Origin of the sequence: Nocardioides carbamazepini (assembly GCF_024614185.1) — a bacterium.
Lineage (GTDB): Bacteria > Actinomycetota > Actinomycetes > Propionibacteriales > Nocardioidaceae > Nocardioides > Nocardioides carbamazepini.
In genome coordinates this window covers 304,334-329,503 of record NZ_JAHTLF010000016.1, presented here as the reverse complement: position 1 = coordinate 329,503, position 25,170 = coordinate 304,334, and the positions used below count along the sequence as shown (strand labels likewise).

Genomic DNA, 25,170 nt, shown 5'->3' with positions numbered 1-25,170 from the left:
TCGGTCATGCCGTGGGCCGCACCGGTTGACACGATCGCAGCGCCCTCAGGACCGAGGGGCCATGCGAGTGCGGGGACGGTGAGGCAGAATGCGTTCAACCACCACCAGTCGGCGTCAACCGGTCCCAAGCCGACGATGGAGGCGCATAGCCCGGGCGGTCGTCCCCATCATCACCGCCTTCGCAGTCGTCCCCGCACTCGCGCCAGTCGCACCGCCCGCCGAGGCGGCACCGGGTGAGATCTCGTTCGTCGCCGCCGCCGGCACCGCGGGCAACCGGACCGCCCACACGGTCCGGGTCCCTGCCTCGGTGCAGGCCGGCGACGTGCTGCTGCTCTCGCTCACCACGAACTCGACGGCCAGCACGATCCCCGACCCGCTGGCGGGGTGGACCTCCGTCGCCGGCCGGGACGGCAACGGCATCCGCAGCCGGCTGTGGTCACGGACCGCCACCGCGGCGGACGGCAACGCCGATGTGACGGTCACGACGAGCGCCGCGGCCAAGTCGGTGATCACGGTCGGCGCCTACCGCAGTACCGGCGTCACCCCCTCGGTGACGGCGGTCGCCGGCGGCTCCGACACGTCCGGGACCGACCACGTGGCGCCGGCCACGACGGTCGCCGCCCCCGGCTCCTGGCTGGTCGGCGTCTGGGCCGAGAAGTCCTCCACCGACACCACCTGGACACTGCCCGCCGGCGTCACCGAGCGCAGCACGGCGGCCGCCACCGGCAGTGGCAAGGTGAGCGGCGTCTGGGGCGACTCCGCCGGCCCGGTCGCCACCGGTACCGCCGCCGCCCGCACGGCGACGACGAGCACGGCCGCATCGCGGTCGGCGACGTACTCGGTGGTGATCGGTCCCGGCGACCTGACCGACAGCCCGCCGGACGCCTCGTTCACGGCGACCTGCAGCGGGCTGGTCTGCTCCTTCGACGCCTCCGGCTCCACCGACCCCGACGGCGACACCCTCTCCTACGCGTGGGGCTTCGGCGACGGCGCCGACGGCACGGGCCGCACCCCCCAGCACACCTACGCCACGGCAGGGCCACGGACCGTGACCCTCACCGTCAGCGACGGGACCCACCAGGACACGGCGACCCGTCAGGTCAGCCCGGACGTCGCCGTCACGGCCGGCCAGGTCACCTACGTCGGCGCTGCCAGCACCGCCGGCAACCGCCCCGGTCACTCGGTCACCGTCCCCACAACGGTCGAACCGGGTGACCGGCTGGTCCTGTTCCTCGTCACGAACTCCACCACGAGCACGATCGAGAGCACCCTCCCCGGCTGGGACCTGCTGCAGTCCCGCGACGGCAACGGGGTGCGCGGGCGCGCGTGGACCCGCAGCGCCACCGCCGCCGACGCCGGCCGGACGGTCACCGTCACGGGCAGCGCCTACGTGAAGTCCGTGATGACGGTGGCCGCCTACCGCAGCACCGGACCGGCCGTGGTCGGGGCGTCCGCCATTGGGGGGGTGGATGCCCCGGCCACCAGCCACACCACCCCGGCCACGGCGGCGGCGCACGCCAACTCGTGGCTGGTCAGCCTGTGGGGCGAGAAGTCGACCGATCCCACGACCTGGACCCTGCCGACCGGCACACCCGCCCGCAGCCAGGCGACCGCGACCGGCACCGGCAAGGTGAGCGCCGTGCTCGGCGACTCCGACGGCGCCGTTCCCGTCGGGCCGCTCGCCGGGCGCACGGCCACGACCAGCACCACGGCCTCGCGGTCGATGCTGTTCTCCGTCGTGCTCGATCCCGGCGTCGACGCCACGGAGACGAACGAGCCGCCGGTCGCGGAGTTCTCGACCGGTTGCGCCGGTCTCACCTGCGAGTTCGACGCCGCCCACTCCTTCGACGTCGACCACGACACATTGACCTACACCTGGCAGTACGGCGACGGCCAGACCGGGACCGGCGTGAACCCCACGCACGCCTACGCCACTCCCGGCACCCGCACCGTCACGCTCACCGTCGACGACGGCCAGGGACACACCGACCAGGCCACGAGCAGCGCGACGGCAGTGACGCCGAACCCGCCTCCCGGCCACACCGCCCTGGTGCCGGACGTCCCGCGCACCAACCAGCCCACCATCACCACCGGTGAGATCTGGGACATCGAGGTCGTCGGCAACCGCGTGTACGTCGCCGGGTCGTTCACCTCGATCCGGCAGCCCAACAACGGGACGACGGTCAACCAGGCCTACCTGGCGGCGTACAACTGGAGCACGGGGCAGGTCGACACGACCTTCCGGCCGACCTTCACCAACGGCCAGGTCGACGCGGTCGAGGCCTCCCCGGACGGCACGAAGCTCTACATCGCCGGCAACTTCGGCACGGTCAACGGCGTCAGCCGCAAGGCCATCGCCCGGATCAGCCCGACGACCGGTGCCCCGATCGAGGCGTTCACCGCGAACGCCAACGGCAAGGCCAACGAGCTCGCCGTCACCAACACGACGGTCTACGCCGGCGGTCGGTTCACGACGGTCAACAACGTGCCGCGCGGGGCGCTCGCCGCCCTCGACGGCACCACCGGCGCCGTCCGCGCCGACTTCGTCAACAACATCACCGGCGGCATCGGCACCAACGGCGAGCTCGCCGTGCAGCGGCTCAAGCTGACCCACGACGAGGGCCGGCTGCTCGTCGTCCACACCGGCCGGCAGGTCAACGGCAAGGACCGGTACGGCGTCGCCATCATCAACACCCGCACCAACAGGCTGACCCCCTGGAAGACCACGCTGTGGGAGGACAACCTCCAGTTCGTGGGCGGCATCCAGCGTGCCTACGGCGGCGACATCGGCCCCGACGACTCCTACTTCGTGGTGACCAGCGGGTCCGGCGGCGACCGCCCGCCCATCAACGACACGGTCATCGCCTACGCGCTGAACGACGACGACAACGCACAGCCGCTGTGGATCTCCCGCCACTTCGACTCGGTCTACTCGGTCGCCGCGACCGAGGCCGGCATCTACATCGGCGGCCACTTCCAGTGGGCGGAGTCGGCGACGGCACCGGTGCCGTGGCCCGGCCTCGACGACGTCGGCTACGGCACCGGGCAGGGCCTGTCGGCGTACGCCCTCGGCGACGCGGTCGTGAAGCGCTTCCACCTGGCCGCCCTCGACCCGGCCGACGGGCACGCCCTGGAGTGGTTCGCCCCGTCGAACTCCTACGAGGGCGACAAGCACATCGAGGCCACCCCGCGCGGGCTGTTCGTCGGTGGTGACGGCAACACCAAGGGCAGCTACAACGTGGGCCGCATCGCGTTCTTCGACTTCGCCAACGTCGCCGCCCAGAACGGCACCCAGACGGTGATCACGTCTCCGATCGAGGGCCGGATCGAGCCCGTCGACGAGGCCTTCGAGCTCACCGGTACGGCGACCGCGGCCAGTGGCGTCCAGCGGGTCGAGCTCGAGGTGATGGACCGCGGGTCCGGCCGCTATCTCGCCGACGACCTGACGACGTGGGGCTCGACCACCTCCAACACGTTCAACGCGACGTTGGACCCGGGCACCGGGACCACCCGCACCTGGCGGCTGCCGCTGACGATGACCGCCAACCGCGAGCTGCTGGTGCGGGCCCGCGCGGTCGCGGGCAACGGGACGGCCGACAACACGAAGGCCACCAAGAAGTTCGAGACCTTCGGGACCAGCGACCAGCCGCCGAACACCAGCGTCAACGGTCCCGGCAGTCCTGTGGCCGCCCTGACGTTCACCATCACGGGCAGCGCGACCGACGACTTCGGCGTCAACGGGGTCAGCTTCACGATGCGTGACAGCCAGAACCGCTACCTGCAGGACGACGGCACCGTCTCGGGGACCTACAACACCTTCCAGGTCGACCCCGACGTGGTCGGCGCGACCAGCACCACCTGGTCCTACGAGATCACCGTGCCCTACGAGGACGAGTGGTGGGCGCAGGCCCGCGCCACCGACACGGCCGGGCAGTCGGACCTCGACACCGCCGACCGCCGATGGATCGTGACCGAGAACGGGCAGCCGCCGACGGTGTCGATCACCCAGCCGGTGACCATGGTGCCCCCGACGACGGTGCAGACGGTCACCGTGACTCCGGGCAGCCCGATCACCTTCGCCGGCTCCGCCAACGACGACGAGGGCCTCGCCGAGGTGTGGATCACGCTGCGCAACAGCTCCACGGGCGAGCGGCTCGCCGCGGACGGCACGTGGGGCACCAGCGTGATCGCCGGCTCCTACCGGGTCTCTCCGGTCAACCTCAACCAGACCAGCTACAACTGGAGCTACACCACGCCGTTCAACCTCAGTCCCGGCACGTACTCGTTCACGGTCAGTGCCGCCGACGACATCGGGCTGAGCACCTCGTCGGCGAACCAGGGCCGGCTCACGCTCAATGCCGCGATCCCCGGCGACAGTCCGCCGAACGCGACGATCACGCCGACAGGGACGATCACCGGCCAGCAGGTGCTGCTGCTCAACCTCGCGGGCGCGGCCACGGACGACAAGGGCGTGGCCCGGGTCGGGGTGGCGGTCCAGGACCGCGACACCAGTCGCTACCTCCAGCCGAACGGGACCCTGTCGGCGAACCTCGCCACGCTCGACGCCACCCTCGCCAACCCGGGTGCGACCAGCACGGCGTGGACGCTCGACGTGGCCCTGCCGACCCAGGGCGACTGGGCGGTGACGGCCTACGCCTGGGACACCGTCGGTCAGCAGGACCCGTCGACCAGCGGCGCCACCGCGCGCTACCCGATCTATCCGGGTGATCAGCCGCCGGTCATGAACGAGACGCTGCTCAACCCGATCGAGGGCACCGAGTTCCTCGACGGCAAGATCTTCGTGAGCGGACGGGCCGAGGACGACCAGGCGATGCAGGAGGTCGAGGTCGCCGTCGTCAACGCCGCCGGTCAGTACATGAGCTCGTCCGGGGCGTTCACCAGCACCTCGGCCAGCTGGCGCACGGCGTTCCTCAACAGTCCCGGGACGCCCGGGTCGAACTTCTCCTACACGACGCCCGTGATCCCGCCCGGCGCCTACACGGTCCGGGTGCGGGCGATCGATCAGCACGACTTCGTCAGCGTGATCTACGAACGCCACGCGACGGTCGTGCACCCGCCCAACAACCCGCCGGTCGCGAGCTTCACCACGGCCTGCACCGCGAACGTCTGCAGCTTCGACGCCCGCGGCTCGACCGACGAGAGCCCGGCCGCACTGACCTACTCCTGGAGCTTCGGCAACGGCAGCGGCTCGGGCCCGGTCCCCACCCGGACGTACACGACGCCGGGCACCTACACCGTGACGCTCACCGCCCGCGACGAGTGGGGAGTGACCGCCACGGCGACGCAGACCGTCACGATCACGACACCTCCGACGAACCGGCCACCGGTCGCCGTGCTGAACACGCCGGCGTGCGCCGGGCTGTCCTGCAACTTCTCCGCGGTCGGCTCCGCCGACCCCGACACCGGCGACACCATCACCTACCGCTGGGTCTGGGGCGACGGGACGCCGAACGCGACCTCGTCCTCCACCTCGCACACCTTCCCCGCGGCCGGGACCTACACCGTGACGTTGACGGTGACCGACGGCTGGAGCGCCGCGACGACCGCCACCCGGCAGGTGGTGGTCACGGCACCGTGAGGTGGTGATACTCCACCAGGAACCGCTCCGGACGGACAAATATTGGGTACGTTCCCGCCTTCACCGGCGAGAATCCGGGAGGCCGCGCATAATCGCGACATGACGCGTCCTCAATCGGGCCGTCAGTTCCGTCACCCGTGGGGGGTTTCTCGGGCGGTCACTCGACGGTCATCGCCTTGTCAAGAAGTCTCGACCGAGCGCGCGCCCTTGTGGTGGGCACTGCTGCTCGCCGGACTGATGCTGCACCCATACGCGGTCCTCCTCATGGAGGACCCGTCGATCGACCCGATCACGACGGCCGGTCACATCTGCATGGTCCTCGCGGATCTCGTCCTGCTCGGGAGCGCGCTGGTGCTCTCCTTCGACGCCCGGCTGCGGCGCAGCCTGATCCGGGCCCGCATGGCCACGGCAGCGACCCTCGTCGCCGTCCAGGACCTTCCACTGCTGGTCATCTCCGTGGCCGATCCGACCCATGGCGGCCACAGCTACCGCCTGACCACCGGCCATGTGGCGACCGTGCTCGTCATCCTCCTGGTGTTCACCGTCCGCACCCGCGACCAGCACCCGCCGCGGTTCAGCCCGCTGCTGGGCGGGCTCCTCCTCGGCTGTCTCGTCCTCGGCGTCCGGCTGAGCCTGCTGGTCCTCGATCCGTCCCCCTTCCTGTCGGTGCGACGGGGTCCGGACCTGGCGGTGCTGGCGGCGATCACCGTCGGGATCGTCCTGGTCACCGTCGCCCTGATGCGCTCGCCCCTGCCCCGATGGGCGGCCGTGCGGGTCAGCTGCGGGGTGTTCGCCCTCTTCGCCGCGCGGGTCTGGGCGACCCTCCTCGAGGCGTCGGAGCCGCCACCGCTGGCCATGGTCGGCGTCGTCCTGTGCAGTGCCCTCCTCGCCACGACGGTGATCGGGCTCCTGCTCACGACCCTCCAGGACACGGCCGTTCGCGAGGCCAAGCTGCTGCTCCGCGCGGCAGCGGCGGAGGCGACGGTGCAGCACGACCGCGAGGTCGTGCACGAGATGCGGGCCGCGACGGCCGGCATCGTGGCCGGCGTCCACCTCCTGAACGGCGACACGGTCCCTCCGGGTCCGCGCCGGATGGCGCTGAGCCACATGGTCGACGCCGAGGTGGCGCGCCTGGGCCGCAGCTTCGCCGAGAGCCCCGAGGAGCTCGACGTCCTCGCCGTCGACGAGGTCGTCGAGCCGCTCGTCGTCGCCCACGGGGCGCTCGACCACCTGGTGGCCTGGCGAGGCGGTGGTCACCACGTCGTAGGCAGGCACGACGCGCTCTCCGAGGTCCTCAACGTGCTGCTGACCAATGCGCATCGCCACGCCCGCGGGCACGCGACCGCGGTGGTCTCGCGGGCGGTCGGGGACACCGTCGAGCTGCGCGTGTCCGACCGGGGGCCGGGGATCGAGCCGGCTTTGCAGGACCGGCTCTTCCAGTGGGGGGCACGCGGCAGCACGTCGACCGGGCAGGGCATCGGCCTGCAACGCGCCCATCGGCTGATGCTCGAGCTGGGCGGATCGCTGCACCACGAACGGTCGGAGTCCGGCGACGCGGGCGCGGTCTTCGTGGTGACGCTGCGCAACGCCGATGCGGGCTCCGGCCCGCACCTGCTGCCCCGTTCCGCTACCGCGCCCGACCCGGACAGCGCTCCGGACACCGCTCCGGACACCGCTCCGCCCGTCGCCGCAGGCTCACGCGGATGACGACCGGAGCGCCGCGGCCGATGCGGATCACCATCGTCGACGACCACGCCCTCTTCGCCGAGTCGGTCTCCCTCACCTTGGAGACCGAGGGCTACGTCGTCCGCCGGATCGACCTGACCGACGACCACACGACCCTCGCGACGGTGCTCGCCACGACCCTGCGCGGTGCCCCCCGCGTGGTCCTGCTCGACCTCGACCTCGGTCATGTGGGCGACGGCATGCGGCTGATCACCCCGCTGACCGCGGCCGGTGTCGCGGTCGTCGTCGTGACCGGGAGCAGCGAGGTCGCCCGGCGGGGCGAGTGCCTGCGCCGCGGCGCCAAGGCGGTGCTGGTGAAGACCTGTCCCCTGCACGAGGTGGTCACCACGGTCCGCCGGGCGCGGGACGGACTCCCCCTGATGAACGCGCAGGAGCGGGGCTCGCTCATCGAGATCGCGCTCCAGGACCGGGACGAGGTCCGCGACATCCGCGCCCGGCTCGATCGCCTCACCCGACGCGAGATGGAGGTGCTCGGCGCGCTGATGCAGGGCGCCCCGGTCCGCGAGATCGCCCGCAGCAGCGTGGTGTCCGAGGCGACGGTCCGCACCCAGGTGAAGTCGATCCTGGCCAAGCTGGAGATGAGCTCCCAGCTCGCCGCCGTCGGCGCGGCGTACAAGGTCGGCTGGCACGCGCCCCAGGGCTGAGCCACTGAGCCGCTGAGGGCATCGCGGCGACGGAGATACCGCATTGGGGGCATGTCACGCCCCGGACGCCTCCCTAGGGTCGGGATCGCCCACCAGCCACCAAGCTCCGGGAGTGCGTCATGCGGGTGCTGCTCGTCTCCTCCTCAGGGGGCCATCTCGCGCAGTTGATGTGCCTGCGGCCGTGGTGGGAGAAGCACGACCGGCACTGGGTCACCTTCGACACGGCCGACGCCGTCGCGAAGCTGGCGGGCGAGGACGTCACGTGGGCCCATCACCCGACCACCCGCAACCTGGTCAACCTGGCCCGCAACTCGGTGCAGGCCCGCACGGTCCTCGGCCGCTACGCCCCCGACCTCGTCGTCTCCACCGGCGCCGCCGTCGCGGTCCCGTACTTCTGGCTGCGGCACCGGCGGCACACGTCGGCGATCTACCTCGAGGTGTACGACCGCGTGGAGACCCGGACGCTCACCGGCCGGCTGTGCCGGCCGGCCACGGACCTGTTCCTGGTCCAGTGGCCCGAGCAGCAGCGCCTCTACCGCTCGTCGGTCCTGGTCGGGGAGCTGTGGTGACCCGGCAGCCACCGCCCCTCGTCGCGGTCTTCCTCGGCACCGACCACCACCGGTTCGACCGGGTCCTCACCTGGGTCGGCCGCCTCCAGGAGCAGGGGCTGTTCCGGTTCCACGTGCAGCACGGGGCGACGCCGCCACCGTCGTGGCTCACCGGTGCCCCGCTGCTCGGACCGGCGGCGCTGACCGAGCTGCTCGACCGGGCCGACGCGGTCGTGACCCATGGTGGGCCGGGCTCGATCATGGACGCCCGCGGGCGCGGCCACCTGCCCGTCGTGGTCCCCCGCGACCCGCGACTCGGGGAGCACGTCGACGACCACCAGCAGCGCTTCGCGCGCTTCCTCGCCCGGACCGGCCTGATCGTCACGGCGTACGACGAGCAGGAGCTTGCCGCCCGGCTCTCCCTCGCCGTCCTCACCGGGCGCGGCATCCGCGCCGCGCACCGCACCTCGCCCACCCTCGCCCGCTTCGAGGCCCTGGCCGACGAGCTCGTCCACCGATGACCGTCCTCTCGGCCCGCGCGACGGCGGTGACGACCGGGCGCAGGGAGACGCGCGGCCCGGCGACGGTGCACCGCACCGGCCGGGTCCTGGCGCTCGCCGACGCCGCGGCGGCGGCCGTCGTCGTGCTGGTGGCCGTCCTGGTCCCGGACGCGATCTCGCGCGCGGGGCCGGCCTTCCTGTTCGTACCGCTGTGGGTGGCCGCCGTGGCCACCACCGGCGACTACCAGCTGCCCGGACACCTGGCGGCGCGGGGACGGCGTCTCGCGGTCGCGGCGCTGGTCCTGCCCACCGCCACCCTGCTGACCGCCGAGGCGATCGGCTACCCGGTGTCCGCCGGCGTCGTGACGACGGTGTGCGTCGCCAGCGCCGGCCTGGGCGGGCTCGCCCGTGGTGCCCTCGCGCTGGCGGCTCGCAGTGGCGTCCGCCTCAGCGGCGTGACCCATCGCGTCGTGCTGGCCGGCACCGCCGACGCCCTGCCCGGCCTGGTCGAGCGCCTCCATCAGTCACGGACGCAGCGGTTCGTGGTGGTCGGCGCCTGCGTGGCCGCGGGAGAGGCCGGCGACCGGCCCCCGCTCGCGGGGATCCCCGTCGTGTCCGGGATCGCCGCGTGCGTCCCGACGGCACGGGTGAGTGGCGCCGACGCCGTGATCCTCGCCCCGGACCCGGCGATCCCGGCCGCCGACCTGCAGCGCCTGTGCTGGTGCCTGGAGGACGCCGGCGTCGCCATCTTCGTGTGGGCGGGGCTGTTCAGCTCTCCGGCCGGCCGCATCCACCTCGACGTCGGCGAACGGCTCCCGCTGCTCCACGTCGGAGCTCCCCGCCGCCTCGGCCCCTCCCATCTGGTCAAGCACCTCGTCGACCGGGCCGTGGCGACGGTGGCGCTCCTCCTCCTGGCGCCGGTGCTCCTGGTCCTCGCGGCGGCCGTGCGCCTCGACTCACCGGGACCGGCCTTCTTCCGGCAGACCCGGATCGGGCGGGCCGACGCCCCCTTCACGATGTGGAAGCTGCGGACGATGTCCTGCGACGCGGCCGATGCCGTGCCCGGCCTCCTCGACCTCAACGAGGCCGCCGGACCACTGTTCAAGATCCACCAGGACCCGCGGATCACCCGCGTGGGCCGGTGGCTGCGCCGCACCTCCCTCGACGAGCTGCCGCAGCTGATCAACGTCGCCCTCGGCCACATGTCCCTGGTGGGCCCCCGGCCGGCGCTGCCGGCGGAGGTCGCGGCCTACCTCCCCGACGACCGCCACCGGCTCGTCGTCAGGCCCGGCATGACCGGCCTGTGGCAGGTCTCCGGTCGCTCCGACCTCTCGTGGGAGGACGCGGTGCGCCTCGACCAGCAGTACGTCGACAACTGGTCGCTCCTGCTCGACGCGCGGATCCTGCTGCGCACGGCCGGCGCGGTCGTCAGCGGCCGCGGCGCGTACTGAGCCTGGATCCCCGTCGTGCCTTGAGTCGTCGGTTCTGACCCGTTGACTCGTCACATCTGACCCTGCGAATTCACCAATACGGGTCATTCGCCGACGGCCGGAAACAGGTCGGATGTGTGGGTGATCGCGTCCAGAACGTTGTGCTCCCTGCTCTCCGTCGGCGCCCTCGTCGGGGCCGTTCTCGCCGGTGCGGCACCACCCCCGGCCCAGGCGGCCGACACGGGCAACCCGGCCCCCCAGACCGGCCGGATCGTTGACGACGACCCCGTGGGCTTCACCCCGCACGTCATGGACGGGGACGTCTTCACGATGGCCCGGGTCGGCAACACGATCGTGGTCGGCGGCACGTTCACGCGGGTCCGCAGCTCCGGCAGCTCGACCGACATCGCGCGCCGGAACCTGTTCGCGTTCGATGCCTTCACCGGCCAGGTCAGCACGACCTTCGCGCCCAACCCGAACGACCGTGTCTACACCCTCGAACCGGCTGCCGACGGCACGTCGGTCTACGTCGGCGGCGCGTTCACCAGCGCGACGTCCGGGGGCGCGACGGTCGCCGTCAGCCGCCTGTACCAGGCCAGCGTCGCCACGGGAGCTCGGGTCGCCGCCTTCCAGCCCGGCACGATCAACGGCCAGGTCCGTGACGTCTCGGTGACGGGCAACCGGCTCTGGGTCGCCGGCAAGTTCACCCACCTGCAAGGACAGCCGAGCCGTGCGCTCGGCACGCTCAACGCGACGACCGGAGCCCGCGACCCGTACTACACCGCCGTCATCGCGGGCGTGCACCGCGGCACCGTGACCAACGTGCAGAAGATCGCGACCGACCCCGCCAACGGGAAGTTGGTGGCGATCGGCAACTTCGACACCGTCAACGGCATCCGCCGCCACCAGTTCGCGGTGCTCGACATCGCGGGCGGAGCCCTCGCCCTCGCGCCGTACTACACGACCTTGTTCGAGTCGGCCTGCAGCGCCTCGTTCGAGACCTACATGACCGACGTCGAGTTCTCGCCCAGCGGCAGCTTCTTCGTGGTCTCCACGACCGGTGCGTACGGCGGCTTCGCGGGCAGCATGGCCGGCACCAGCGGCTGCGACGTCGTGGCCCGCTTCGAGTCGGGCTCGACGGGCACGGACGTGCGGCCCAGCTGGACGGCGTACACCGGCGGCGACACGACGTGGACCGTCGAGGTCACCGACGACGTCGTCTACACCGGCGGGCACATGCGCTGGCAGAACAACCCGGCCCGGGGCGACGCGGCCGACGAGGGCGCGGTCTCCCGGCCGGGCATCGCGGCGCTCAGCACCCGCACCGGCATGCCGTACTCCTGGAACCCGACGCGCACCCTGGGCGCGGGCGTCCGCGACATGCTCGCCACGCCGGAGGGACTCTTCGTCGGCTCGGACACCGACGTGTTCGCCGGCGAGACGCACCGCAGGGTCGCCTTCCTCCCCCTCGCCTCGGGCACCACGCTGCCCCCGCAGCAGGACGGCACGCTGCCCGGCGACGTGTTCCGCGTGGCGAGCGGCGGATCCCAGCTCGTCCGGGGCGGCTTCGACGGAAGCGTGGCCACACCGCCCGTCAACGCACCCAACGGGACCGGCTGGGGCACCGCCGTCGGCGCCTTCATGGTCAACGGCGACCTCTACACGGCGTACGCCAACCGCACTCTCACCCGGCGCACCTTCGACGGAGCGACGTACGGCGCCGCGACGACCGTGAACGCGGCCGACGCGCTCGTCTACCAGGACGACTGGCACAACGGCGACATCCCCACGATCACCAGCCTGTTCTACGACCGGGGCTGGATCTACTTCACGAAGTCGGGCTCGTCCGCGCTCTACCGTCGCGGGTTCGAGCCCGAGTCCGGCGTCATCGGGCAGCAGCTCTTCTCGGTGCCGTCGGTCACCGGCGTGAGCTACAGCAGCATGCGGGGCGCCTTCGTGGCCGGCGGCAAGCTGTGGTTCGCGAGCAGCAACGGAGCGCTGAGCCGGGCCGACTGGGCCGCCCACGGCGCCGTCTCGGGCACCGCCACGACCATCTACCCCTCCGGCTCGGGCTGGTCGTCCCGGGCGCTCTTCCTCTACCAGGGACCGCCGGTCGCGCCGCCGGTGAACCAGCCGCCGACGGCGACGTTCGCCGTCTCCTGCGCCGGCCTCACCTGCACGTTCGATGCCGGCGGCTCGAGCGACACCGACGGCTCCGTCACCGGCCACGCCTGGGCGTTCGGTGACGGCCAGACGAGCACGGCCGGTCCCACCATCAGCCACACCTACGCGGCCGGCGGTGCCGTCACGGTCACCCTGACCGTCACCGACAACGGCGGCGCCACGGCGACGACGACCCGCACCGCCCAGCCGTCGCAGGGCGCCGGCGGCATCATCGCCGTCGCCGCCGACTCGACGAGCGGCAACCGGATCGCCCACCGCACGACGGTCCCCGCATCGGTCCGACCCGGCGACCTGCTCCTGGCGTTCTTCGTCGCGAACACCACCACGCCGACGTACGCCGGGCCCGCCGGCTGGACCGAGATCGAGACGGCCATCGCGGGGTCGAAGGCGGTCGGCCGGCTGTACTCCCGGGTGGCCACGGCGGCGGACGCGGGCAGCCCGGTCACCGTCACCTCCAGCGGCTACGCCAAGAGCGTGCTGACCGTCGTCGGCTACCGCGGCAACGACCCGGCGACCCCGGTCGCGGACAGCGCGGTCGCGGTGCAGACCAGCAGCGGCGCCGCGCACGTGACCCCGGCCGTGCTGTCCCCCGACGGGTCGCACTGGCTGGTGAGCTACTGGGCGGACAAGAGCGGCGGGACCACCTCCTGGACCCTGCCGCCCGGGGCGGTCGGACGCTCGAGTGCCACCGGCGACGGCTCGGGCCACGTGTCGTCGGTCCTCGCCGACAGCGGCGGCCCGCTCCCCGCCGGGCCACAGGGCGGTCTGACCGCCACGGCCGACACCAGCGGCACGGCCGCGATCACCTTCAGCGTCCTGCTGGCACCGAGCTGACCTCTCGGCGTACGTCATCGCCCCGCTGGGACGCCGCGCGGCATCGACAGGCCCGCCACGACGAGGTCCGCGTCCCCGGTCTCGATCTGTCGCGACGCGATCATGGCCGCGTCGAGCGCGGTCGCCGCCAAGTTGTCGGGGCGGACGTCCGACAGGGCACCACCGAACCTGCCGCACAGCGTGCGCGCGGCGGCGTACAGGTAGGCGTCGCTCATCAGTCTCCTCGCGGGCTCTCCGGGGTCCGTCGGACGGTTGACACATCCCGCACGTTGATCGAGAGTGTTTTCTACCAAACAGTCGGCAGGCTTAAAAGGGGTTGGACCGTGACACGTGAGTTCGAGGGCAAGGTCGCGATCGTGACCGGGGGCGCCAACGGCATGGGCGAGCGCGTCGCCCACACGCTGGCGCAGCGCGGCGCGACCGTGGTGATCGCCGACCGCGACGGCGAGCGCACGCCGCTGGTCGAGAAGGAGATCCGAGATGTCGGCGGTGACGCCCACGGGATCGTCGTGGACGTGACCGACGAGGACCAGGTGAGGAGCCTGGTCCACGAGGTCTCCGACCGGTTCGGACGCATCGACGTCCTCGACAACAACGCGGCCGCGCTGGAGCTCACCGCGGAGGATCCCGACCTCGCCGCGCTGGAGACCTCGGTCCTGATGGGGACCCTCGTCGGCAACGTGGTCGGCCCGTTCCTCTGCACCAAGCACGTCCTGCCGAGGATGCTCGCCCAAGGCGGCGGGAGCATCGTCAACATGGCCTCGGTGTCGGGCATGCTCGGGGAGACCAGCCTGTCGGCGTACGGCATGAGCAAGGCCGCGGTGATCCAGCTGACCAAGGCGGTCGCGGTCCAGTACGGCAAGTACGGCGTCCGCTGCAACGCGATCGCCCCGGCGCTCGTGATGACGCGCAACACGACCGAGTGGATGCCGCCGGAGTTCAAGGACGTCTACCTGCGCAACAGCCTGACGCCGTACGTCGGAGAGCCGCAGGACATCGCCGAGGTGGTGGCCTTCCTCGCCTCGGACGCGTCGCGCTACATGACCGGGCATGTCGTCCCCGTCGACGGCGGCATCGCTGCCGCGTCCCCGATCGTCGCCGACCGTCGTGACCTCGGCTGAGGAGGTGAGCGCGTTCGGCCCGTTCCGGCTCGAGGTCGCCGACCGTGTCGCCGTCGCCACTCTCGACCGGCCGCCCGTCAACGCCTTCGACGTCGCCGCCTACCAGGGACTGACGGATCTCGTGGACCACGTCGACGGCCGTGAGGACATCTCGGTCCTCGTTCTCGCGGCGGACGAGTCGGCACGGTGCTGGTGCGGTGGCGCCGACCTGCGGGACTTCCGCGGGATGGACGCGCCGCGCAGAAAGGAGCGGTACGAGGTCGTCAACGCGGCGATCCCACGGCTGCAGTCGCTCCGGGCACCGGTCGTGGCCGCGATCGGCGGCCACGCGATCGGCATCGGTGTGCTGCTCGCCGCCGCGTGCGACCTTCGGGTCGCCTCCGTGGACGCCGGATTCGCCTGTCCCGAGGTCGACTTCGGCCTGATCGCGGGATCGTCGCGCCTCCTCAACTACCTCGGCGTCCCCGAGGCGCAGATCCGGGAGATGACGTACACCGGCCGCCGCCTCCCTGCCGCCGCGTTGCTGGCGAGCGGCTTCCTCAACGCGGCAGTGCCGCGCGACCAGGTGCTGCCGCGCGCCCTGGCGCTGGCAGCAGAGATCGCGGCCAAGAGCCGCGCCGTCCTCCGAGCCCGGAAGCAGGCGTTCGTCGAGCACGAGACCATGGGGTGGCTCGACGCCTACCGCCTGGCCCAAGGTCTCTCAGGCCAGCTCGTGACCCTCCCGGAGGCCCGCGCCGGAGTCGAACGGGCGCTGGGGACCGGCGGCTGACCGAGCCGTGACGACGCTGTTCTATGCCGAGTCCCGGTTGCCGGGCACCTCCCGCCGGTCGTTCCTCGCCCGGTGGCGGGCCCACGGCGGACTGGCCCTGGAGTCACCGGCCTTCCGCGAGGCCGTGACCCGCTATGTCCACCACGACCCGGTCGACGACCTCGCGGCATTCCCGGGCACATCGACCGCGTACGACGCGCTCGGCGAGATCGCCTGCGCCGATCCCGCGACGCTCCTGGCGTTGCTGACCGGCGAGGAGGTGCGCGGCCCGATCCGCGCGGACGGAGCCCGCACCTTCGCCCGGACCCGCACGCTGGAGGCGCTCGTCGAGGAGCACGCGCTGTTCGGAGAGCCCGCCCCGGTGTCGGTCGCGGCGTTCGTCGCCGGCGCGGCCGCACCCGCGGACCTGGCCGGAGCGCTGTCCGACCTCCAGCTCCGACTGACCGCCGACGGAATGCTCCGCGAGCTCGTCAGCCACCTCGCCGTCTCCCCCGCGCTCAACGACGACGCCCACTGGGGCGCCTTCCTCCAGCTCGGGTTCGCGAACCTCTCCGCCGCCGCCCGCGCCCACCGCGACTGGCTGCCCGCGTTCACGCTCGCAGCCGGCCCGTTCATCACCGACCTGCGAGTCGTGGCCAGCGTGCGCTGCCCTCTCTACGACCCCGCCGCCCTCGGCGTCTGAGCGCTCGCACCGGCGTTGGTGGCACCGGCGTACCGGGAACCCGTCAGCGGATGTACGTCCGGACATGATCGGCGCCGAGCCCGACCGCCTCGAAGTGCCGCTCCGCCTGCTCGATCCGGGTGAAGACGTCGGCGTAGCCGGTCGTCCGGCCGTCCTCGTCCAGCTCGACGAGGGTGCCGGTGATCCAGAACATCGTCAATGACTCCGCCTCGTCGCCCATCAGGGTGTGGATGTCACCCGGCGGCTCGTAGACGTAGTCGCCCGCGCGTGCCGGCCACTCCCGCTCGGCGTACTGCCACTGCCCCTCGAGCACGAGCGCGTGCACCGGGCACGGGTGGGCGTGGCGCGTGATCACACCGGTGGTGCGGATCCGGGTCACGTTGACCCAGGCACCACGGACCGTGTCGAAGAGCAACGGGCGCACGTGAACGCCCGGGTTCGCGGTCGGGACCCAGAGCCGCTCGTCGGAGGCGACCGCCTCGGCGACGATCTCCTCCGGGCTCCACCTGCTGATCTCCACCGTCAGTAGACCGACTTGATCGAGCCGCCCGCGTCCACCGGCAGCATGACCCCGGTGATGTAGCGCGCCTCCTCCGAAGCCAGGAAGAGGACGGCGTTGGAGACGTCGACCGGATCGACCCACGGGATCGGGATCGTGTGCAGGTTGGTCGAGATCTCGACGATGTCCTCGCGCCCCGGGTTGTCGAGCTCGGGTCGGAACAGCCGGAACATGCTGTCGTGCATGATCATCGGAGTGTCGACCTGGCTCGGGTGCACCGAGTTCACCCGGACGCCCTGCGGGCTCAGCTCGTTCGACGCGACCTTCATCAGCCCCTCGAGGCCGTGCTTCGCCGAGGCGTAGTGCGCCAGGTTGTTGGGAGCGGTGATGCCGGCACCGGAGCTGATGACGACGATCGAGCCGGAGCCCTGGGCGAGCATCGTCGGCGTCACGGCCTTGATCGTCTTCCAGACACCCGTCAGGTTCGTCGCGATCGTGTCCTCCCACTGCTGTTCGCCGATCTCGTGGATCGCGCCCCAGCTGACGATCCCCGCGTTCGCGACGGCGATGTCGATCCGGCCCAGCTCGCCCACGGTCCGGGCGACGGCGTCGTCCAGGTCCGCCTGCACGCGCACGTCGCCGACCGCGGACACGACTCGCCGCCCGAGGCCGCGGACCAGCTCGGCGGTCTCCTCGAGGTCCTCCTTCGTGCCCATGTCGTACTCGGTCGACGGCGCGTCTCCGCAGTAGTCGAACAGCGCGATGTCCGCGCCCTCCTCCGCGAGCCGGAGGGCATGGCTGCGCCCCTGTCCGCGAGCACCGCCCGTGATGAGGGCGACCTTGCCCTCGACCCTGCCTGTCATCAGTCGCGCTCCGTTGCCGCTGGGTGTTCGGTGTGGTTGACGAACGGGAGCACCTTCTGGTCGAGGTACGCCAGCCGTTCGGTGACCTGGTCGACGGGCTCGCCCGGCATCATGGTGACCAGGTTGATGTCGATCGCGCCCTTGGCGACGTCGGCGTTGAACGTCTCGATCGCGGTGGGTCCGTCGGCGAGCATGACCAGGCCGTCGGCCAGCGCCTTCTGCGGATCCGTGTACGGCTCAGTGAGCGGCGGGGTCCGGCCGGCGTAGGCGTCGCGGAGGATGTACTGGTTGAGCAGGTGCATCCAGTGCTCGCCCGCCTCGGCGAAGGCCTTCTCGGGGTCCTCGGCGATGATCGCCCAGTAGGTCACGTTGAGACGCTGCTCCGCCTTCGGCTTGCCGAGTCGCTCGCAGGCGTCGAGGTAGGTCCGGTGGGTGCCCAGGTCGAACTCGAGGAAGCCGTCGGCGATACGGGCCGCCCGCTCGATCGCGGCCGGCGCGAACCCACCCATCCAGATCTCCGGACCGCCGGGACGCACCGGTTCGGGCGTCACCTTGATGGTCCCGAAGTCGTAGCGCTTGCCGTGGAACTCGAACGGCTCGCCGGCGAACGCCTTGCGCAGGATCGCCACGCCCTCCTCGGTGCGGCTGACGCGCTCGGCGAGCCGCTGTCCCATGCCGTCGAACTCCTGGTGGTAGTAGCCCATGCCGACGCCGAGGCGCAGCCGTCCGCCGGACAGGGCATCGACCACGAGAGCGTCCTCGGCGAGCCGCACGGCGTTGTGCAGAGGGAGCTGGATGAGGTTGGTGCCGATCCGGACCCGCCCGGTGCGCGCCGCGATCGCGCCGCACATCACCATCGCCGAAGGGATGTAGCCGTCATCGTAGAAGTGGTGCTCGGTCACATAGACGCCGTCGATCGAGGTCTCACGGTCGATCCACTCGATCTGCTCGAGGAGCGCGGCGTAGCGCTGCGGCCACGGCTGCCGCCACTCCGATGGATTGCCGAACGTGTTGATCAGTCCGAAGGTCACGGGCGTGCCCACGACTACCTCCTATTACATGCCAAACGATTGGTTGAAAAACCTTAGAACACCGGGCCGCCGAAGTCCATGCCTGAAGGTGACTCAGGTCACGTGAAGAGGGCGGTGAGGGTCTCCGCGACGCAGGCGGGACGCTCCCCGCCCTCGAGCTCCACCACGACGCGCAGCTTCATCCGGCCCGCGTCGTACGACACCAGGGTCACCGTGGCCCGCACCTTCGAGCCGACCTTGACCGGTGCGGGGAACCGCACCTTGTCCAGCCCGTAGTTGACCCGGCGCGACACGCCTTCAAGCGCGAATGCGTCACTCACCAGCACGGGCAGCAACGACAGCGTGAGGTAGCCGTGCGCGATGGTGGAGCCGAACGGCCCGGCTGCCGCGCGCTCGGGGTCGGTGTGGATCCACTGGTGGTCGCCGGTTGCGTCGGCGAAGAGGTCGATCCGGCCCTGCTCGACCGCCAGCCAGCCGCTGGTGCCGAGCTCGGTTCCTACCAGGGCGGCGAGGTCACTGAGGGGGTAGGTGTTCATGCGTCTCCAGGAGGTGCCGAGCAGGGACAGGGTGAGGTCGGCATGGGCGCGCGACCGTGCCGGCGAGACGTGCGCCGGAGAGGGCGGAGGGCTTCAGGATCTCCGGCGCAGGGTCACCGAGAGGTCACCGGACGTCACCGACACCGCGTTCAGGCTGCGCTTCTCGGCGACCAGCTCCTCGATGTGCGAGACGATGCGCGACGAGGTGGTGCGCGGGTCGGTCCGGATCGGGCCGGCCGCGATCATCTGGTCGACCTCCTCGTCCGAGCACATGAACCGCAGGAGCAGCTCCTCGTCGCTGATGTCGGAGGAGAAGCGCGAGCGGATCTCGGCCAACGTCGGCTGCGGGCGTTCCCATCGCTGGTACTCCGCCGCCTTCGGCGCGGCGAGGATCCGGTCGAGGGCGTCGGGGTCGATCGGGCTCGGCACCGGTCCGTAGTGACCGAGCGCATAGTGCAGCACCTCGTCCGGGACCATCGAGTAGCGGTCCCCCGTCACGACGTTGAGCAGCGCCTGGATGCCGACGAACTGGGAGAACGGCGTCGCCATGATCGGCTCGCCGAGCTCGAGGCGGACCTGCGGGATCTCCTCGAGCACCTCGTCGAAGCGGTCACTCATCCCGTGCTGCGCGAGCTGGCTCTTGAGCGTCCCCGTCATGCCGCCCGGCAACTGGTGGTCGTACATGCGCGGGTCGTACTCGGCCATCTGCCCGAGCTCGTATCCGCCAGCGAGAGCCGCCTCCCGGAAGTTGTCGGCGACCGGCGGCAGCTGGGACTCGTCCAGCGAATGCGTGTAGCCGAGGCTGCCGAGGATGGTGAGCATGCTCTCGGTCGACGGCAGCGACGGGCCGTTGGCCAGCGGTCGCGACGCGGTGTGCAGCATGTCGAACCCGGCTCGGAGGCCCTGGATGTAGTTGTGCTGCGCCAGGCCCGTGGTGTTGTGGCAGTGCAGCTCCAGCGGTACGTCGCCCGCGGCGGCCCGGATGGCCGGCAACAGCGTTGCCGCCCGCTCGGGCGTGAGGACGCCGGCCGCGTCCTCGACATAGACCGACTCGATGCCTTCCCACGAGGCCATCTCCTTGGCCCGCGCGGCGAAGAACTCGTCGTCGTGCACTCCGGTGAGCCCGTACATGATCGCGGGGGCGGCGGTGCCGCCGGCGGCCCGGATGACCTCGGCAAGCCGCTTCATCACCGGCATGTCGTAGAGACAGTCGTAGATCCAGAAGCTGGTGACGCCGTGCTTGACGAGCGTCTGCACCCACAGGTCCATGATCGCGTCGGGGGTGTGCTTGAAGCCGATCACCGAGATCGTGCGCAGCCCCGAGCGACGGACGTTGCTCGGGAGGTTCTGGACCAGGAAGTCCGTGGTCGCCCACGGGTCGTCGCGGAAGGACCGGAGCAGGACGGTGAACATCCCGGCCCCGGTGAGGTCGACCACCTTGAAGCCGGTGCTGTCGATGTGCGGGAGCGCGCGAGCGGCCTCGTACGCGCGCATCCGCATGCCCCAGAGGCTCTGCTGTCCGTCCCGAAGCGTCTGGTCGACGAAGTCGATGTGCCGACCGGCGCCGGTGTTCGTGCTCATGCCTGCCCCTCGTGGAGATTCCCGGGGAGGAAGACGTCCTCCAGCCATCGGGTGTGGATCGGCTCGGACCGGTAGCGCTCGTCGCTGACGATCGCGCGCTGCAGGTCGGTGGTCGTGCGGATGCCCTCGACGCGGAGCCGGGCGAGAGCCCGGTCCATCAGGGCGAGCGCCTCCGTGCGCGACGCGGCGTGGGTGATCACCTTGGCGACCATCGAGTCGTAGTGGGGCTGCACGACCGCGCCGGGCTGGAGGAAGGTGTCGACCCGGATGCCGTGGCCCTGGGGGGCGACCCAGACGTCGACCCTCCCCGGCGAGGGGAGGAAGTCGCGGCCGGGGTCCTCGGCGTTGATCCGGCACTCGACAGCGTGCCCGCTGATCGTGACATCCTCCTGCGCGAAGGAGATCGGCCGCCCGGCGGCGATCCTCAGCTGTTCGCGGACGATGTCGATTCCGGTGACCTCCTCCGTCACCGGGTGCTCGACCTGCACGCGGGCGTTGAGCTCGAGGAAGATGAAGTCGCCTCGCTGCGCGTCGACGAGGAACTCGATGGTGCCGGCTCCGACGTATCCGAGCTCCTCGGCGAGCCGGACCGCCGACTCGCGCAGTCCCGCGACGGTCTCGTCGGCGAGGCCGACGGCCGGAGCCTCCTCGATCAGCTTCTGGTAGCGGCGCTGGGCGCTGCAGTCGCGCTCTCCGAGGTGACGGACGCTGCCGTGCGCGTCGGCGAGGACCTGCACCTCGACGTGGCGGGCCCGCTCGATGAACCGCTCGAGATAGAGCGTGCCGTCACCGAAGGCACGCTCGGCTTCGAGCCGGGACCGCTCGAAGGCTCGGCGCAGGTCCTCGGGTCCGCGGACGATGGTCATGCCGCGGCCGCCGCCGCCCGCCGACGCCTTCATCAGCAGTGGATAGGCGTCGAGCCGCTCCGCGGCCTCCAGCGCCTCATGGAGCGAGTGGAGACCGGGCGTGCCTCCGCCGGTGGGGATGCCGAGCTTGTCGGCCACCTCTCGCGCACGGAGCTTGTCCCCCGAGCGACGCATGACGTCGCCCGGCGGACCCACGAAGACCAGCCCGTTCTCCGCGCACGCCTCGGCGAGCTCGGGGCGCTCGGACAGGAAGCCGTAGCCGGGGTGGACGGCGTCGCATCCCGCGTGCAGTGCCGCGGCGACGATCCGCTCGACGCGGAGATAGCTCTCGGCCGCGGCGGCAGGACCGATCTGCACGACGCCGTCGGCCATCCGGGCGGCCAGCGAGTCACGGTCGACCTCCGAGACCGCGACGACGGACTCGAGTCCCTCGTCGAAGCACGCGCGGACCACACGGACCGCGATCTCGCCGCGGTTGGCCACCAGCACCCGGCGCACGGCTCAGGACCCGTCGGGGACGATGGTGAAGAGCGGTGCGCCGTGCTCCACGGACTGGGCGTTCTCGACGTGGACGTGGGCGACCGTGCCGGACACCGGGGCGTCGACGTGGCTCATCAGCTTCATGACCTCGACGATGCACAGGGTGTCGCCCCTCGCGACGTGCGCACCGACCTCCACGAACGGTGCCGCACCCGGCTCGGGTGCGCGCCAGAAGACGCCGACCGAAGGCGCCGTGACGACCTCGCCCGCCACGTCGGCGGTGAACGCGCCGGGAGCCGACGCCGGGATCGGGCTGGGCGTGTCGGCGACGGGTGCGACCGGCGCCGACGGCCCCGCCGGGCCGGCGGTGGGGACAGCGGGCGCAGCGGGCGCGGTGCCTTCGAGGGGCAGCGACCCGCCGTTGCGCGCCACAGCGATCCGTAGGTCACCCACGGTGATGAGTGCCTCGTCCCAGCCCGACGCATCGAGCGCTTCGAGGACGCGTCGGATGTCGTCGGCAGTGAGAGTGGAGGCGGCGGCGTTGCCGTCCGGCGTGGTGCTCATCGATCCTCGTTCCGGCTCAGGAGCCTTCGGTGGGGCGGGGGGCGATCGCGACCGGCCGCAGCGGCGAGCCGGTGCCGCCGCCGATGCGGAGCGGCAGCGCGAGGAAGGTGAAGTCGTGGACCCGGTGCTCGGCCAGCGTCTCGAGGTCGAGGCACTCCAAGATGTAGATCCCCTGCTCCACCAGGTTGTGCTGGTGCACGCTGAGCGCGGCCTTGGTGACATCGGGCTTGTGCTCGTAGTTCACGGTGTCGGAGCCGGTCGCGATGATGCCGCGGGACGAGAGCCACTCGGCTCCCTCGCGCTTCATGCCCGGCAACCCGGTCTGGAGCCCGAGGTAGCGGTCGTTGTCGGACCAGTGGCGCATCCACCCCGTGCGGACGAGCACCACCGACCCCGGGCCTGGCTCGTCGTGATCGGCGAACCACTTCTCGAGCTCGGCGACACCGATGCCGTCGGCAGGGGTCAGGTCGCGCCCGAACAGCTCGACCGCGTCGACCAGGTGTCCCCGACCGATCAACGGCGGGCACTCCTCGGTCGATCCGTGCTCGATGCCCAGGGTGGACGACTGATGATCGAGGATCGGCCGGTCGCCGTGGACCATGCCCTCGAGCCCTACGTGGCCGAGGGCGTCGACGTGGGTGCCGACGTGTGCGCCCATGGTGATCATCTCCATCGCGGAGGAGATGCCACCGGGGTAGAGGCCGTCGCCGTGCTTCTTGGCCAGCACGAAGCTGTACGGCGGGTGATACGGATGCTTGGGCATGCCCGGCTCGAGCCGGACGGCCAGGTCGAAGATCCGGACGTCGGACGTCGTGGGCCAGGGGATGGTCATGTCGGCGAAGCTGCCGGACCAGCCAGTCATCGATTTCTCCCGTTCGTCGGTGCGCCGGTCGTACGTCGGCGCTGCGTGGCTCCTGCTCGGTCGGGGTCAGGCGCCGCGAAACTCGGCCCGGCGCTTCTCCTTGAACGCCAGGATCCCCTCTGCGTGGTCTGCTGTCGCCCTGGTGATCGCCTGCGAGTAGGCCTCCACCTCGGCGAGGTCCTCGAAGCTCAGCTGCGACGACTGGTCCAGCATGCGCTTGGTCAGTCCCAGCGCGACAGTGGCCCCGCTGCCGAGCTCGGCCGCGAGGGCCCGGGCCCGGTCGACCTCGTCACCGGCCGGCACGGCCTCCGCGACCAGCCCCATCCGCTCGGCGTCGGCACCGGTGAACCGGCGGCCGGTGTAGAGCAGCTCCTTGGCCCGAGCCATGCCGACCAGCCGGGGCAGCACATAGGTGATGCCGCAGTCCGGGGTCAGCCCGCGGAGCACGTACCCGAACGACATCGGCGCCTCCGCCGACGTGACGACCACGTCGCACGCAAGCGCCAGGCTCAGGCCGGCCCCGTGCGCGTGGCCGTTGACGGCGGCGACCACGGGCTTCGGCGTCCGAGCGAGAGGCACGAAGACGTCCGACAGCAGCTGGTGCTGACGGACGCGCGCCTGCTCCGGCGTGCGGTTCGGGTCCATCTCCGAGAGATCGCCACCGGCGCAGAATGCCCGCCCCGCGCCGGTCAGGAGCACCGCGCGGACCGACTCGTCGTACCTGATGTCGCGCAGCACGTCGGCGAGCGCCTGCTTGAGCTCCAGGTTGAGTGCGTTCATCGCATCCGGACGCTGCAGCGTCAGCTCGAGGACACCGTCGCGCTCCTCGATGCCGAGCGCGTCCGTGGCGGCCCGCGTCGCGGTCGCGGTCACGTCTCGTCCCCGGGGAGCAGCTCGAAGTGGTCGATGTCGGCGAGGCTGCCCGTGTGCCGGTCGCTCCACACGGCACGGACCCGGGCGCCGGGGGCGGCCGCGGTCTGCGCCACGTCCGGGTCGACGTCGCCGACCATGTGGATCAGCCGGGTCGAGGTCCCGTCGAGCACGATCTCGGCGTACACGTAGGGCGGCGTGAGCCGCTGGCCGATGAACTCGATGTGCACCACCGAGCTGGCCTGCACCGTGCCGACGGCCTCGACGTCGACCCACTCGGCGGTGGGCGCGAGGCAGATGTCGCACAGCGCACGCGGCGGCAGGAGGGTGCGCCGGCACGCGGAGCACTTGACCCCCCGGATCCGACGGCCGTCCTTCACCCCGTCGAAGAGGGTTCCGTAGTAGGGGCCGTAGGCGTGCCGGTAGTCGAGGGTCATCGTGTAGTCGACCTTCTCGAACGCCGCGGCCAGGTCGGCCGGATCATCCTTGGGCTCGAACGTGGCCGCCGACCCGAGCGGCGCGAAGCCGGCGAGGTCGAGCATCCCGCCCGTGGGCTCGTCGGCCCACACCGCCTCGACGCGGGCACCGAGCTCGAGCATCTCGGGCTCGACGCCGAGCAGCTGGTGCACGAAGGGGACCGTGGAGCCGTCGATGAGGATGATGCCGATGGTGCCGGTCGCGCCGGTGGTGAACGCCTGCACGGTGCCGACCGGGGCGACCTCCACGAAGCCGGTCGCCGGCTCGCCGGTCGTGCCGCTGAAGTCCTGGGCCGGCACGATCAGCTCGTCGCCGTGCCGCGAGCCGATCAACCGGCGCCCGGCGAGCTCGGCGAGGAAGATGCCCGTTGCCTGACCCGGGGTCAGTGTGTACGGCATCTTGATCTGGGCGGCCATCCAGTCCATCGTCTCGACGTTCGCCTCAGCGGTCTCGGGCTGGTGGATCACAGTCATGTCGTCCTCCT

The 25,170-nt window shown here is 71.5% G+C and carries 21 protein-coding genes; 10 read left to right on the top strand and 11 right to left on the bottom strand.

Going from position 1 to position 25,170, the window contains the following annotated elements:
- Positions 1–88 precede the first annotated feature (88 nt).
- The 7 genes from KVF89_RS14335 (at position 89) to KVF89_RS14305 (ending at position 13,485) form a co-directional block, all read left to right on the top strand.
- Positions 89–5,599 (top strand): PKD domain-containing protein, encoded by a 5,511-nt coding sequence (locus KVF89_RS14335; protein WP_257426443.1) that lies wholly within the window; start codon positions 89–91, stop codon positions 5,597–5,599.
- Between the two features lie 237 nt (positions 5,600–5,836).
- Positions 5,837–7,306 (top strand): sensor histidine kinase, encoded by a 1,470-nt coding sequence (locus KVF89_RS14330; protein WP_257426441.1) that lies wholly within the window; start codon positions 5,837–5,839, stop codon positions 7,304–7,306.
- Positions 7,303–7,989 (top strand): response regulator, encoded by a 687-nt coding sequence (locus tag KVF89_RS14325; protein WP_257426439.1) that lies wholly within the window; start codon positions 7,303–7,305, stop codon positions 7,987–7,989. The genes KVF89_RS14330 and KVF89_RS14325 overlap by 4 nt, the downstream gene beginning before the upstream one ends.
- A gap of 119 nt (positions 7,990–8,108) precedes the next feature.
- Entirely contained in the window at positions 8,109–8,558 is a 450-nt protein-coding gene (locus tag KVF89_RS14320) for a UDP-N-acetylglucosamine--LPS N-acetylglucosamine transferase (protein WP_257426438.1), read from the top strand.
- Entirely contained in the window at positions 8,555–9,058 is a 504-nt protein-coding gene (locus tag KVF89_RS14315; RefSeq protein ID WP_257426436.1) for a glycosyltransferase, read from the top strand. Before KVF89_RS14320 ends, KVF89_RS14315 begins: the two co-directional genes overlap by 4 nt.
- Entirely contained in the window at positions 9,055–10,488 is a 1,434-nt protein-coding gene (locus KVF89_RS14310; protein ID WP_257426434.1) for an exopolysaccharide biosynthesis polyprenyl glycosylphosphotransferase, read from the top strand. Before KVF89_RS14315 ends, KVF89_RS14310 begins: the two co-directional genes overlap by 4 nt.
- 120 nt (positions 10,489–10,608) lie before the next feature.
- Positions 10,609–13,485 carry a PKD domain-containing protein gene (locus KVF89_RS14305; RefSeq protein WP_257426428.1) on the top strand — a complete coding sequence of 959 codons (2,877 nt, stop codon included), beginning with the start codon at positions 10,609–10,611 and terminating at the stop codon, positions 13,483–13,485.
- A gap of 14 nt (positions 13,486–13,499) precedes the next feature.
- On the opposite strand, the gene KVF89_RS14300 is transcribed toward KVF89_RS14305, so the two are convergent.
- The gene (locus KVF89_RS14300; RefSeq protein WP_257426427.1) at positions 13,500–13,700 is read right to left on the bottom strand and encodes a hypothetical protein; all 201 of its coding nucleotides are present in this window, start codon (positions 13,698–13,700) and stop codon (positions 13,500–13,502) included.
- 108 nt (positions 13,701–13,808) lie between these two features.
- On the opposite strand from KVF89_RS14300, the gene KVF89_RS14295 reads away from it, so the two are divergent.
- Genes KVF89_RS14295 through KVF89_RS14285 form a run of 3 tightly spaced genes read left to right on the top strand, consistent with a single transcriptional unit; the run spans position 13,809 to position 16,057 of the window.
- Complete coding sequence (locus tag KVF89_RS14295) at positions 13,809–14,606, top strand: SDR family NAD(P)-dependent oxidoreductase (protein ID WP_257426426.1); 798 nt, start codon at positions 13,809–13,811, stop codon at positions 14,604–14,606.
- A gap of 4 nt (positions 14,607–14,610) precedes the next feature.
- Positions 14,611–15,375 carry an enoyl-CoA hydratase/isomerase family protein gene (locus tag KVF89_RS14290; protein ID WP_257426424.1) on the top strand — a complete coding sequence of 255 codons (765 nt, stop codon included), beginning with the start codon at positions 14,611–14,613 and terminating at the stop codon, positions 15,373–15,375.
- 7 nt (positions 15,376–15,382) lie between these two features.
- Positions 15,383–16,057 carry an EthD domain-containing protein gene (locus tag KVF89_RS14285; protein ID WP_257426423.1) on the top strand — a complete coding sequence of 225 codons (675 nt, stop codon included), beginning with the start codon at positions 15,383–15,385 and terminating at the stop codon, positions 16,055–16,057.
- A 43-nt stretch (positions 16,058–16,100) separates the two neighbouring features.
- Here the strand turns inward: KVF89_RS14285 and KVF89_RS14280 are convergent, their stop codons facing one another.
- From KVF89_RS14280 to KVF89_RS14235, 10 genes are all read right to left on the bottom strand, one after another.
- The gene (locus KVF89_RS14280; protein WP_257426421.1) at positions 16,101–16,577 is read right to left on the bottom strand and encodes a 2,4'-dihydroxyacetophenone dioxygenase family protein; all 477 of its coding nucleotides are present in this window, start codon (positions 16,575–16,577) and stop codon (positions 16,101–16,103) included.
- Between the two features lie 2 nt (positions 16,578–16,579).
- Complete coding sequence (locus tag KVF89_RS14275; protein ID WP_257426420.1) at positions 16,580–17,419, bottom strand: mycofactocin-coupled SDR family oxidoreductase; 840 nt, start codon at positions 17,417–17,419, stop codon at positions 16,580–16,582.
- Positions 17,419–18,462, bottom strand: a complete 1,044-nt coding sequence (locus KVF89_RS14270; protein WP_257426418.1) for an LLM class flavin-dependent oxidoreductase — start codon at positions 18,460–18,462, stop codon at positions 17,419–17,421. Before KVF89_RS14270 ends, KVF89_RS14275 begins: the two co-directional genes overlap by 1 nt.
- An 86-nt stretch (positions 18,463–18,548) precedes the next feature.
- A complete protein-coding gene (locus tag KVF89_RS14265; protein ID WP_257426417.1) occupies positions 18,549–18,986 on the bottom strand; it encodes a MaoC family dehydratase in 438 nt (145 codons plus the stop codon).
- Between the two features lie 93 nt (positions 18,987–19,079).
- Positions 19,080–20,567, bottom strand: a complete 1,488-nt coding sequence (locus KVF89_RS14260) for a hydroxymethylglutaryl-CoA lyase-like TIM-barrel protein (protein WP_257426415.1) — start codon at positions 20,565–20,567, stop codon at positions 19,080–19,082.
- Positions 20,564–21,931 (bottom strand): acetyl-CoA carboxylase biotin carboxylase subunit, encoded by a 1,368-nt coding sequence (locus KVF89_RS14255; protein ID WP_257426414.1) that lies wholly within the window; start codon positions 21,929–21,931, stop codon positions 20,564–20,566. Before KVF89_RS14255 ends, KVF89_RS14260 begins: the two co-directional genes overlap by 4 nt.
- 3 nt (positions 21,932–21,934) lie before the next feature.
- Positions 21,935–22,477: an acetyl-CoA carboxylase biotin carboxyl carrier protein gene (locus KVF89_RS14250; protein WP_257426413.1), complete on the bottom strand. Its 543-nt coding sequence runs from the start codon at positions 22,475–22,477 to the stop codon at positions 21,935–21,937.
- Positions 22,478–22,493: 16 nt separating this feature from the next.
- On the bottom strand, positions 22,494–23,339 hold the full coding sequence (locus KVF89_RS14245; RefSeq protein WP_257426412.1) for a cyclase family protein: 846 nt from the start codon (positions 23,337–23,339) through the stop codon (positions 22,494–22,496).
- A gap of 66 nt (positions 23,340–23,405) precedes the next feature.
- On the bottom strand, positions 23,406–24,212 hold the full coding sequence (locus tag KVF89_RS14240; protein WP_257426410.1) for an enoyl-CoA hydratase/isomerase family protein: 807 nt from the start codon (positions 24,210–24,212) through the stop codon (positions 23,406–23,408).
- Positions 24,209–25,159: a Zn-ribbon domain-containing OB-fold protein gene (locus KVF89_RS14235; RefSeq protein ID WP_257426409.1), complete on the bottom strand. Its 951-nt coding sequence runs from the start codon at positions 25,157–25,159 to the stop codon at positions 24,209–24,211. The genes KVF89_RS14240 and KVF89_RS14235 overlap by 4 nt, the downstream gene beginning before the upstream one ends.
- Positions 25,160–25,170 lie beyond the last annotated feature (11 nt).